Annotated in this window: 12 protein-coding genes; 1 reads left to right on the forward strand and 11 read right to left on the reverse strand. The window is 46.9% G+C overall.

Annotated elements, in window-relative coordinates; translation table 11 throughout:
- Positions 1-72: 72 nt before the first annotated feature.
- From recG to E8M12_RS04410, 10 genes are all read right to left on the reverse strand, one after another.
- A complete protein-coding gene (gene recG, locus E8M12_RS04365) occupies positions 73-2,187 on the reverse strand; it encodes an ATP-dependent DNA helicase RecG (RefSeq protein ID WP_438363453.1) in 2,115 nt (704 codons plus the stop codon).
- Between the two features lie 2 nt (positions 2,188-2,189).
- Entirely contained in the window at positions 2,190-2,900 is a 711-nt protein-coding gene (trmH, locus tag E8M12_RS04370) for a tRNA (guanosine(18)-2'-O)-methyltransferase TrmH (RefSeq protein ID WP_136734869.1), read from the reverse strand.
- Positions 2,901-2,914: 14 nt separating this feature from the next.
- Positions 2,915-3,304, reverse strand: a complete 390-nt coding sequence (locus E8M12_RS04375) for a RidA family protein (RefSeq protein WP_136734870.1) — start codon at positions 3,302-3,304, stop codon at positions 2,915-2,917.
- Between the two features lie 28 nt (positions 3,305-3,332).
- On the reverse strand, positions 3,333-5,450 hold the full coding sequence (gene spoT / locus E8M12_RS04380; RefSeq protein WP_136734871.1) for a bifunctional GTP diphosphokinase/guanosine-3',5'-bis pyrophosphate 3'-pyrophosphohydrolase: 2,118 nt from the start codon (positions 5,448-5,450) through the stop codon (positions 3,333-3,335).
- Positions 5,451-5,568: 118 nt separating this feature from the next.
- A complete protein-coding gene (rpoZ, locus tag E8M12_RS04385; protein ID WP_136734872.1) occupies positions 5,569-5,844 on the reverse strand; it encodes a DNA-directed RNA polymerase subunit omega in 276 nt (91 codons plus the stop codon).
- A 141-nt stretch (positions 5,845-5,985) separates the two neighbouring features.
- Positions 5,986-6,612 carry a guanylate kinase gene (gmk, locus tag E8M12_RS04390; RefSeq protein ID WP_136734873.1) on the reverse strand — a complete coding sequence of 209 codons (627 nt, stop codon included), beginning with the start codon at positions 6,610-6,612 and terminating at the stop codon, positions 5,986-5,988.
- Positions 6,613-6,925: 313 nt separating this feature from the next.
- The gene (locus tag E8M12_RS04395; protein ID WP_136734874.1) at positions 6,926-7,648 is read right to left on the reverse strand and encodes a sulfotransferase-like domain-containing protein; all 723 of its coding nucleotides are present in this window, start codon (positions 7,646-7,648) and stop codon (positions 6,926-6,928) included.
- A 24-nt stretch (positions 7,649-7,672) separates the two neighbouring features.
- The gene (locus E8M12_RS04400; RefSeq protein WP_136734875.1) at positions 7,673-8,614 is read right to left on the reverse strand and encodes an aminotransferase class IV; all 942 of its coding nucleotides are present in this window, start codon (positions 8,612-8,614) and stop codon (positions 7,673-7,675) included.
- Positions 8,615-8,765: 151 nt separating this feature from the next.
- Positions 8,766-9,953: an amino acid aminotransferase gene (locus tag E8M12_RS04405; protein ID WP_136734876.1), complete on the reverse strand. Its 1,188-nt coding sequence runs from the start codon at positions 9,951-9,953 to the stop codon at positions 8,766-8,768.
- Positions 9,954-10,136: 183 nt separating this feature from the next.
- Complete coding sequence (locus E8M12_RS04410) at positions 10,137-10,850, reverse strand: DUF445 family protein (RefSeq protein ID WP_136734877.1); 714 nt, start codon at positions 10,848-10,850, stop codon at positions 10,137-10,139.
- A gap of 229 nt (positions 10,851-11,079) precedes the next feature.
- On the opposite strand from E8M12_RS04410, the gene E8M12_RS04415 reads away from it, so the two are divergent.
- The gene (locus E8M12_RS04415) at positions 11,080-11,274 is read left to right on the forward strand and encodes a (2Fe-2S)-binding protein (protein WP_136734878.1); all 195 of its coding nucleotides are present in this window, start codon (positions 11,080-11,082) and stop codon (positions 11,272-11,274) included.
- Between the two features lie 712 nt (positions 11,275-11,986).
- Here E8M12_RS04415 and bfr read toward each other — a convergent pair.
- Positions 11,987-12,460 (reverse strand): bacterioferritin, encoded by a 474-nt coding sequence (bfr, locus tag E8M12_RS04420; RefSeq protein ID WP_136734879.1) that lies wholly within the window; start codon positions 12,458-12,460, stop codon positions 11,987-11,989.
- Positions 12,461-12,469 lie beyond the last annotated feature (9 nt).

Genomic DNA, 12,469 nt, shown 5'->3' on the forward strand with positions numbered 1-12,469 from the left:
AACTTGGATCCGAATAGGTAATTATAGGTAGTTTACTGCAAAGCCCGCAGCAGGAGCAAACCCCGACAGTAATTAGGCGTTCGAGTATTTCTCTTTATTGCCGAGCCAGCGCTGAATTAATGCCTGGGCAACATCAGGATGATGACGCCATAGTTCGCTGGCTTTGGGTAGGATGTCGGGAATTAGATCGCCATCGCGAACTAAATCGGCTATTTTTAGCTCTGCCAAACCGGTTTGTCGGGTACCCAGGAGTTCTCCCGGGCCGCGAATTTCCAGGTCCCGCTGGGCAATCAAAAAGCCATCATTCGATTCCCGCAATACCGATAAACGCTTGGTTGCGGTTTTCGATAATGGGCTTTTGTACATCAACACACAATGGGAGGCCACGCCACCACGGCCAACCCGACCACGCAGCTGATGCAATTGCGCCAGGCCAAGCCGTTCCGGATTTTCAATGATCATCAAACTGGCATTCGGTACATCAACGCCAACTTCGATGACCGTCGTCGCCACCAGTAAATGAATGTCCCCGGCTTTAAAGGCATCCATGATTTCCTGTTTTTCGGTCGGTTTCATACGTCCATGGACTAAACCGACTTTCAATTGCGGTAACTGCGCCTGTAAATAATTTGCGGTATCTTCTGCGGCCTGGCATTCGAGCACTTCAGACTCTTCAATGAGGGTACAAACCCAATAAGCCTGGCGGTTCTGCTCCGTACAGGACAAACGTACCCGGTCGATAACCTCGTCACGGCGCACATCGGCAATCGCAACAGTCTTGATTGGGGTTCGCCCCGGTGGCAATTCATCAATGACCGAGGTATCTAAATCTGCGTAGGCGGTCATTGCCAGGGTTCTCGGAATTGGCGTCGCGGTCATAATTAATTGATGCGGATAACAATCATCAATTTTACCCTTTTCCCTGAGTTCAAGGCGCTGATGTACCCCAAACCGATGTTGCTCATCGATGATAATCAACGCCATATTGGCAAACTGTACCTGTTCCTGAAATAGCGCATGAGTACCGACCACCATTTGCATACTGCCATCGCTAATGGCCTGCAGGGCATGCTGCTTGACCTTAGCTTTGCTTTTCGATGCCAGCCAACCAACGTTAATACCTAAAGGTGAAAACCAGTTACTGAAATTTATTGCGTGTTGCTCGGCGAGAATTTCCGTCGGTGCCATGAGCGCCACCTGATACCCCTGGCCAATCGCCGTCAATGCCGCCAATGCCGCTACCAGGGTTTTTCCGGAACCTACATCACCCTGAACCAGGCGCATCATAGGCACCGGTTTGGCCAAATCCTCGCGCAGTTCGTTAACCACTCGCTGTTGCGCATTGGTGGGCGAAAAGGGCAGGGAATCCAGGAAAGTACGCTCCAGTTGGGCATCGATGTGTAACGGAATGGCGGCATGTTTATCGCTCGATTGGCGCAGTTTCAACATGCTGAGATTGTGTGCCAACAACTCTTCTTTGATCAGCCTAAGTTGCGCCGGATGACGACCTTCTTCCAGTGCCGTCAACGCCACATCGGCGGGTGGGCGGTGGATAATCTGAATTGCCTCGACCAGGGAGATGGCCTCATCAAAGGTACCGGCGGGCAATAGGTCTTCGACACTGCCGCGCTTTAAACGCTGTAATGCCTGATCGCATATATTACGCAGGCTTACCTGGCGCAGGCCGTCGGTCGTCGGATATACCGGAGTCAGGTTTTCTTCGACTGCAATGTGGGGTTCATCGGAGTCGAATTTTTTATATTCCGGATGGATAATTTCAAAGCCGCGGGCACCGCGATGAATTTCGCCAAAGCAACGTAACATGGTGCCGACACTTAAATTGTTTTTCTGGGCGGCGGAAAAGTGAAAAAAGCGTAAGGTAAGTTCGCCGGTGCCGTCATTAATGCGACACAACAGCATGCGCTTTCGGCCATAGCTTATCTGACAGTCAACCACCTCTCCGATGACCGAGGTGTGTAACCCGGGTAACAAATCGCGGATGGCATATACCCGGGTACGGTCTTCATAGCGTAAAGGTAAGTGGAACAACACGTCCTGAAGCGTGTTCAGGCCGATTTTTTCTAACTTTGCCGCAACGCCAGGACCAACTCCTTTGAGCACCGTCACCGGTGTTTGTGCGAGTTTATTCAGTCCTTCCTGAACCTGTCCCTGGCGCATCGTTGTCATGATTATGAATCTAAATCTTCCCAGGCTTCCTGGTTCATTTGCATTTTCTGCCACCAGTCATCACTGGCAACAATGTGGCCTTCTTCATCAATTTGCGGATAGGGCAGGCCTTTGCGTTTACAGGCCTTGGCAAAAATAGGATGGCCACCCTCGAATAATACCCGGTTGCGTTCTTCATCAGAGATGTTGCTAGGGGTATCATACATGCCGGCAAGTTGACGTTGCCGTTGCGCTTCATACAGGGTTACTGCACAGGCTACCGACACATTCAATGATTGCACCATCCCCACCATCGGGATAATAATGTCCTGGTCGGCAAGCGCCAGGGCTTCTTCACTGGCACCAAATTTTTCCTGGCCAAGAATAATCGCCGTTGGTTTGGTGTAATCAATTTCCCGGTAATCGACAGACGTTTCCGAAAGGTTGGTGACCAGTACCTGCATTCCCTGCTCTTTTAACCGCAGCACCGCATCCCGGGTGTTATCATAATGATGAACATTGACCCAGTTCTGTGAACCAACGGCACTGCCACCGCCAACGCGCATCCGTTCATTTTTCCAGATGGCATGAACATCGTGGATGCCAATGGCATCGCAGGTGCGAACAACGGCAGCCAGGTTGTGAGGCTTATGAACCCCTTCCATACACACGGTTAAATCCACTTGACGTTTGTTTAGCATGTCAAGAATACGCTGATGTCTTTGCGGGGTCATAATGTCAGTCTTTACTAATTTACGCTCGGCACTTTCATAATACCGTCGATTTCAATGGCAACGCCCTTAGGAAGTTCGTTTACGCCAATCGCGGCACGAGCCGGGTAGGGTTGAGAAAAATATTTCGCCATAATCTCATTAACGGTGGCAAATACACTTAAATCCGTTAAAAAGATGTTTACTTTCACCATATCATTGATTTCACCACCAGCAGCTTCACATACTGCCGCCAGATTTTTAAACACCTGCTCGGCCTGTTCACTAAAGTCATCGGATACCACTTCCATGGTTTGTGGATCTAATGGGATTTGGCCTGATAAATAGACCGTATTGCCGACCTTTACGGCTTGTGAATAAGTACCGATCGCGCTTGGGGCATCATCGGTTGATATGATGGTTTTCATGTTAATTCCTTGTTGCGTTTATACATTATTATTTTCGTGGCCGAATCACTTTTTGTACATCCGGCATTATTTTGATCTTGCGAATGATATTAGCAATATGCACCCGGTTTCGACAGGTGAGTTCGATCGAAATCAGGTACAGGTTTGAATCTTTTTCTTCGGTATTGAGCGTGCGAATATTCGACTCACACTGGGAAATCACTGTGGTTAACTTTGCCAGTACGCCCTGGTGATTAATAATCTCGACCCGCAACAGGGCAATAAATTCATTATCGACATCCGGATCCCATTTAACCGGGAAGAATTTACCTAGTTCTTTTTCCCGGCCACTTATGTTTCGACAGCCGTGCTGATGCACCATCAATCCTTTACCGGAAGAAATATAGGCAACAATGTCATCGCCTGGAATCGGGTGACAGCATTTACCATAAGTCACCAGCATGCCTTCTGAGCCTTTGATCGGCATTTTTGCTTTACCGTATACCGGTTCATCATTCTCAGAGGTAAAATCGCCGGTCAGGCGACGGGCAATACCAATACTTAACGCATTACCCAGACCGATATTGATCATCAACTCGTCCATCGAGTGATAACCAGTGTCATTAACCACCTGCTCGATCTTATCCTCTGGAATATCTTCCAGCTTGGTTTGCCCTAAAGCATGCGTTAACAGGCGTTTACCCAGTGCCAGTGACTGGTTCTTTTCCTGGGAACGCAAATAATGACGGATTTGCAAGCGCGCCTTGGCGGTAACCACGAAGTTTAGCCAGGTCGCATTGGGATGGGCACCACTGGCGGTAATAATTTCAATCGTCTGACCCGATAGTAATGGCTGGCGCAACGGATAGGGCTTGCGTTCAACCTTGGCGCCAACGCAGCTGTTACCAACGTCAGAGTGTACCGCATAGGCAAAATCGACGGCGGTAGCCCCCATCGGCAATTCAATGATTTTACCTTCCGGGGTAAAGACGTAAATCTCTTCCGGGAACAGGTCAGTTTTTACGTTTTCAATAAATTCGAATGAGCTACCAGCACTTTGCTGTAACTCTAACAGGCTCTGCATCCATTTACGCGCCCGTACCTGAGCCGTTGTACCACTATCATCGTCGCCATCTTGCTTATACAACCAATGTGCGGCGACACCCCGGTCCGCCATTTGATCCATATCCTTAGTACGGATTTGGATTTCCACCGGAATCCCGTGTGGCCCGATTAACGAAGTATGCAGCGATTGATAACCGTTACTTTTAGGAATCGCGATGTAATCTTTAAAGCGGGTTTCAATGGGTTTAAACAGGTTATGGACGGCACCTAAACAGCGATAACAGGTATCGATTTTGTTATCGACAATGATCCGAAACGCATAGATATCCATCACTTCATTGAACATCAGTTCTTTATTAAGCATCTTGCGGTAAATGGAATACAAATGCTTTTCCCGGCCAATAACCTGAGCCTCAATTCCCGATTCTTCGAGGCGTGATTCAATCTCATTCTGAATATTAAGGATGATTTCCTTACGGTTACCACGGGCCTGCTTGACTGCCTGTTTCAGCGCCCGTGAGCGCATTGGATACAGGGCTTCAAAGCCAAGCACTTCCAGTTCATTCTTGATCCCATGAATACCCAGGCGATTCGCGATCGGCGCATAGATATCCAGGGTTTCGCGGGCAATACGGCGGCGTTTATCGGGACGAAGTGCCCCCAAAGTGCGCATGTTATGGGTGCGATCCGCCAGCTTAATCAGAATGACCCGAATATCCTGCACCATGGCCAGGATCATTTTCCGAAAGTTTTCCGCCTGCGCTTCCTGCTTGGAGCTAAAACTTAGCTTATCGAGTTTACTGACCCCTTCAACCAGCTCAGCAACCGTAGAACCAAATAATTCCGCCAGTTCATCCTTAGTGATTTCCGTATCTTCAATGACATCATGAAGCAACGCCGCCATTAATGTCTCATGATCCAGGTGCATTTCCGCTAAGTTGCGGGCAACTGCGACCGGATGAGTAATGTAGGGATCTCCGCTTGAGCGCATCTGTCCATCATGAGCATCATATGCTACCAGATAGGCCTTTTTGAGCATGTCAATTTGCTCAGCAGGTAAATAGCTCTCGGCTTGTTTTTTTAAAGGTTCAAATAAGTACACCCATTTCTCCCAGGGAATACAATCAGGTGATAATCAGAAGGGGCTGATCTAAGAATACGTGGAAAATGTAAGAAAGCCAATGGCTAAGCAGAGTGCAAGGCCATTGGCTGGGGATCTATTAAATCTGGTTGCCTACGATTGCAGCAACAGCAGCTAACTCTGCAGAGTCTTGTTGTACCTGTTCCTGGCGATCAGCATTGTCCATGATTTCGGTATTTATTAAATCGGCTTCGATTTCACGCAATGCCAGTACGGTTGGCTTGTCATTTTCAATCTCAACCAATGCATCTTTACCACCAGTGGCGATTTGACGAGCGCGACGTGACGCGATCAATACCAAATCAAAACGATTACCAACTTTATCAACTGCATCTTCAACAGTAACGCGAGCCATGTATTTACTCCAAGTGCCAAGGGTTATAAACCCACAGATATTTTATAAGATTGTGTAGTTTACTAAATGCTTAAAGTTTATGCTAGATATGCATAGGATCTTTTTCCGTGAATTAAGATCTTTTGCATCAGCAAGAGCGATTTAATCCGCCAGCAACTTCTGGAACATCTGCTGATGTTTAATTGCCTGTTGGGAACGCTTCAGGCGCTGATTGTTAACGATGGTGGTTAAATCCGCCAGCGCTGTTTCAAAATCATCGTTAACCACAATGTAATCGAATTCTTCAAAATGTGAGCACTCGGATTTGGCCTGGGCCATGCGTTCGCCAATCACTTCGTCGCTATCCTGACCCCGGGATTGCAGGCGCTTTAATAGCTCGTCTTTGCTGGGCGGCGAGATAAAAATGGTGGTTACCTGCGGATGGCGCAGACGTACCTGTTGCGCTCCCTGCCAGTCGATATCAAGGAACACGTCGATGCCTTGCTGCAGCTGCGCGTCAATAGCGGCTTCAGAGGTACCGTAATAGTTACCAAATACCTCAGCCCATTCGTAAAACGCATTATCTTCAATCAGAGCCTTAAATTCATCCACCGAGACAAAATGGTAATGTTCGCCATTTACCTCACCCGGACGTGGTGCACGGGTGGTATGAGATACCGAAACCTGCATAGCACGTTCGCTGGGTTGCGCCAATAAGGCTTTGATAAGGCTCGACTTACCTGCACCACTTGGCGCAGAAAGAATAAACAAATTACCGGGGACCGACACGGGCTCTCCAAATTGATCAAAATTAAAAGTCGCTATTTTAAACTAAAAATAGGGTTTTCTCTAAGAAAAGAACAGTTCGGGTGTAAACGGGAGTTAGAACTCCCTGAGTACGTATCGTAAACGATACTCCGAGCACGTGACAAAAAACGTCACTCCGAGCACGCTGATGTCATCAGCTCCGAGCACACGCTGTTTCGAGTGAAAAGCAAAAAAAAACTTGAGTCATTCCCTGCCTCGACAGGGAATCTCAGCTAAGGTTAAAAATCAAGGGGTCAGAGTTGTTGAATTTCAACAACTCTGACCCCTTGATTTTTTATGGAATGATTCGCTTTGCATACATCTGCTGGTAAGCGTCCATGCTGTCATCGGCAACCGCTTGTTGTACCGGGGTTAGTTTGATGGGATCAGATCGATACGGAGCAAAACCGGTAGAGGCTTCTACCCGTTGATACCAGTGTGGGGCCCACGCGCCATCAGACTCTCTGCGCCCCGCAGGCCATGACAACATGGCTGTATCAAAATCCAAATCAAAGTACTCACATACAGCGCTTAACATACCCTCGGGATCTCTGAGGACATCCTGGCTATCTATGACCGGAATATTCTCACCAGTGATAGCCGAAATTTGCTGGTACAAGCGCCATTGCCGGTTAATACCAATATCTTCATCACTCACATCTCTGATTTTCTGAACATAAGATTTGACCACATTCGCTGGATTACGAATTAAAAAACAATGCTTAAGTTCCCGGCAAAAATTCAAATCGACATCATCGAGCATATGATGGGTCATCATCTTTTGATAAAACAGCTGACAATCCCTGGGTGCCAGTAATTGCTCAACCACCTGTTGCCATTGTTGCGGCTGGCTGGCGAGAATCTCGCCCTGCATCGGATGTACCTTGCCACTATGTTTGAGGTAATAGGCATAAAAAGGTTCATCAATCACCTCACAATCGGCACGATTTTCCCAGCTGCGCATCATCGCCGTCGATATATTTCGTGGTCCGGACCACATCGCCAGTCGTATGGTCATAACAACTCCCGTTACGGCTTCTGGTTAGACTTCAAACAAACTGTTGTGACATTCATTGGCAATCATCTGCGCATACAGTTGTTGCAGGCGATGCACCATCGGGCCTTTGCTTTGTCGGCTCGGGTAATCGCCAATATCACGGCCATCGACGGTTTTCACCGGCGTTACCCCGGCAAAGGTACCGGTAACGAATGCTTCATCGGCGCCATAGACTTCGGCCAGGGAGAAGTTTTTCTGATAAACCGGAATATGCGCCAGCTTACAAAGCTTGATAATGTTCGACCGCGTGATCCCTGCCAGGCAATAGTCACCGGTCGAGGTCCATACCTCGCCATTGCGAACAATAAAGAAATGGGTCGAATTACAGGTAGAAACAAAACCATGCGGGTCAAGCATCAAGGCCTCGTCGGCACCGGCTTTGGTTGCCTGAATGCAACCAAAAATGCAGTTAAGCTTGGAATGACTGTTGAGTTTTGGATCCTGGACATCAGGATAACCCCGACGCACATACACGGTATACAGATTTAGCCCGCGATCAGCCGTCTGAGGTGCTGGCACTTTATACTCCGGAATGATAACAATCGTTGCCGGGCTAACCGTGACCCTGGGATCCTGATAAGGCGTCGATTTTACGCCCCGGCTTACCATCAGGCGAATATGCACATCATCCTGCATATCATTGGCGATACAGGTTTCCATCACCCGTTGTTTTAACTGCTCAGGCGTTAAGCCAATATCTAAATCCAGGGCTTTAGCACCTTCATATAAGCGCTTTAAATGCTGGTCGATAAACGGCAGTTTACCATGATGCAACCGTAATCCTTCCCAGACACCATCGCCGAGGATAAAGCCGGAATCAAAAACAGAAATTTTCGCTTGCTGGCGAGGAAAGAGTTCGCCATTGATATTGATTTGAATGTGCTCATTACGAGCATCATCATTGGAATGATGGCTACCAGTGCTCATGAAAAACTCGTATTTATTATTGTTATTGTACTGATTTAATAACTAAATTAACGAGTTAATGGTAAGCAGGCAACCGAATTTTGCGGAATTTTTGAACTTAGCTTGAAGAAAAGTCAGCCGGCCCTATGCCGGCTGATTGTTAGCGCTTTAGTTATAATACTTTAGCGATCGATTGCGCCAGGTATTCAACATTGCTGCGGGAAATACCGGCAATGCTCATCCGTGAAGAGCCGACCATATAAATGCTGAACTCTTCCTGTAAGCGCTGTACCTGCTCCGGCGTAATCCCCAGGAACGAGAACATGCCTTTCTGGCGGGTAATGAATGAGAAATCACGCTCAACACCCTGCGCTTTTAAGTTATCCACTAATAGCTGACGATTATCATTGATACGATTACGCATTTCCGCCAGTTCCGCGTGCCACTGTTGAGTTAGCTCGCCAGACGATAAAATCGTTTCAACCAGCGCCGCACCGTGTGCAGGTGGCATTGAATAAATACAACGCACTACCGACAATAATACTGAATAGGCTACGTCTGTCGTCGCTATGTCTTTGCCAATAATAGAGCAGGCACCAATACGTTCACGGTACAAACCGAAGTTCTTCGAGCATGAGCTGCACAGGATCATTTCTTCGACGTTGGCTGCCATTAAACGGACACCATAGGCATCTTCATCGAGACCGTCACCAAAACCCTGGTACGCCATATCGATTAGCGGCGTGAAACCAACGTTTTTGGCCAGTTCAACGATTTCCTGCCATTGTTGCTGGTCTAAGTCCATACCACTTGGGTTATGACAACAGGCATGCAACAACACCACATCATCAGCAGCAACTTGCGATAATGCCGCTTTCATTTCCTCAAACTTTAACGATTTGTTCTCATAATCGTAATATGGGTAAGTTTTTACCGTCAGGCCTGATGCCTGGAACAATCCAGTGTGGTTTGCCCAGGTCGGATCGCTCACCCAAACCGTCGCACCGGGTTTACAGGCACGAATAAACTCGGCGGCAACACGCAGTGCACCAGTACCGCCTGGGGTAGAAACCGTGCGTACACGATTTTCGGAAATGACCTGATGTTCAGCAAAAATGAGATCCGTCATTTTTTCATTGAATAACGGTGAACCGGCCGGACCGATGTAAACCTTGGATTCTTCGTTATCATATCGGTACTTTTCAGCTTTCTTAACGCAATCCAGTATGGTGGTATCACCGTATTCGTTTTTATAGACACCGACACCAAGGTCAATTTTATTAGGATTTTCGTCAAGACGATATTTTGCCAGTAGCCCAAGAATAGGATCAGCTGGCAATGCTGATAAATTACCAAACATGGTTTTTGCTACCTTATTTAATGAAAAAAGTAAGATGGGTTAAGCGCAAAGCATACCTTAGTTGTCGTTGGAAATTAAGGCTAAAGTGGGGGAAATTGATTAAATATTGCAAACTTTTTTATACGCAGAAAAAGGGCGACTGACTTGGTAAAATCAATCGCCCTATAGCTAGTTGAGTGTGTACTATAAAAAGCGAGACAACAGTGCCACCACCAGGCCGATCAGACCACCAAACACGCCGCCCCAGACCACAAGCCAGCCAAGATGTTTGTGAATCATCTGCTGAATAATATCTTTAACCATTTGCGGGGTTAGCTCATCAAGTCGTTGGTTGATAATGGCTTCTACTTTTTCGCGCATACCGCGTATCACATTCGGTTGTTCTAATTGCTCGCGCACCAGTTCATTAAACGCATCCTGTTCACTGATGTTTAATAATGAGGTTTGCATCTTATCGATAAATGGCTGTTTTAACGGTTGCAGAGCCTCGCTGCCGCCAAACATGGCAAGCATGCTACCAAATGAAGATTCTTCGATGGTTTGTACTAATGAGTTAAATGCCGGTTCAAGATCGACTTTTTGAATCACATTAGAAAAGTCGAAATGCACCGCCTGGCCGTCACCCTGGGAAAGAAACTTATCGATATTCTCATCGGTAAAAAACTGGGTCATCATCATGTTGGCAATCGCCCGCTTAAACTCTTCAAACTGCGACGGAATCACGCCGGAGCCATAGAGCAGGGGCACGCGTTCAAACAGCATATGAATAGCCAATACATTGGTAACAGCACCAGACAGTGCGAACACACCCACTGAAAATAAAATATCCTGGGATAAAAAATAACCGACCAGCGCCAGACCCAGGGCAATGGTATTGGTGATGTAGCTTTTATTCACAACAACTCCATAGACATCAAAAAACCAATATTTTATCAATGAGTTCTATGAGGCCTCAAGATTGGACAGGTAATTTGATATCACTGCAGAACAACGTTTGTAGACTAAATATGGATATAACGAGCAATAATTGCCTAAAAATTTACAATTTTATAACCCAAATATTGTTGATAATCATTATCATTTAGATTAATCTTAACAGCAGTTCAATGTTTCAACAGATTCACTCATGTACGTTTGTATTTGTCACGGTATTACCGAACAACAAATTAAAGATTCAACGGCGGAAGGCGCAAGTTCAATGCGCTGCCTGAAAACTCAGCTGGCTATCGCCTCTACCTGTGGTAAATGTTCGCAGGTGGCGAAAATGGTACTCGATGAAAGCCTGTTGGATTTAGCCGTCGAAGCAAAAGCCGTCGCCTAATCAAAAAATTCTTCCCCGTATAAAAAAGTCCGGTAGAGATACCGGACTTTTTTATTGTGCGTGTCACTGAAAGCAGCTGATTTTTGTGGATATCTAAGGGTGTCACATGCCGACTAAAGGTGACAAATACCGACTGTTGAGGATGTCAAATGCTGACTAAGGGTGACAATGGCTGACTTAGAGTGACAACAAACAGCCCACAACCCAAAACCCAGTCATCCCGGCGAAAGCCGGGATCTCGCTCTTTGAAAGCTGAAACCTGAATCCCGAAATCTCGCTCTTCCCGTCATCTCCGCGAAAGTGGAGATCAGCTCTTTCCATCTATAAACCGAGATTTCCTGTCGTGGTAGGAAATGACGGACCGGTTAGGTACACATGTTAATTGCCAAGTCGCTTGTGCTTAAACCTGAAACCTGAAACCTGAATCCCGAAACCTTTACTTCCCGTCATCTCCGCGAAAGTGGAGATCTGCTCTATCCACCTATAGACCGAGATTTCCTGTCGTGGCAGGAAATGACGGAAAGGTTTATTGTCGATGCTTACGCAACGCCAATATTAAAGAGGTAAGCTACGCTGGTGGATAAAATACTCTTGTTGTCGCATTTTCGGTGACAGACCTACGTCGGTGACAACGAACAGCCCAAACCTTAGTCATCCCGGTGTCGACCGGGATCTCGCCCCTCTGAAACCTGAGACCTGAGACCTCGCTCGTCTATTCCTCTTCCATCATTTGCTGCAGGTAATTTTTCAGACCCGCATGATCGATCAAGTACTGTTGTGCTTCCAGCCAGTCTATCTGCTCTTCCTGATATTCAAGGATCTCTTCCAGCATATCGCGGCTAACATAGTCCTGATGTTGTTCACAAAAGGCGATGGTGGCTTTCAACGTCTGCAATGAATCCATTTCAAAGCTTAAATTGGCGGCAATCATCTCTTCACAGTGCTCACCGATGCGCAACCGACCCAAGTGTTGCAAATTAGGCAAGCCTTCGAGAAATAAAATTCGCTCGATAATATCATCGGCATTTTTCATGACCCGAATCGAGCGCTTGTAGTCGGCCTTATTCAGCCCTTTAAAGCCCCAGTTTTTATGCATCCTCGCATGCAGGAAATACTGATTAATGGCGATTAACTCATTGGCCAGGACATTGTTGAGTTGCTGAATTAACTCCTTCGATGTTTTCATCCTCAACTC

Origin of the sequence: Thalassotalea mangrovi (assembly GCF_005116735.1) — a bacterium.
Lineage (GTDB): Bacteria > Pseudomonadota > Gammaproteobacteria > Enterobacterales > Alteromonadaceae > Thalassotalea_A > Thalassotalea_A mangrovi.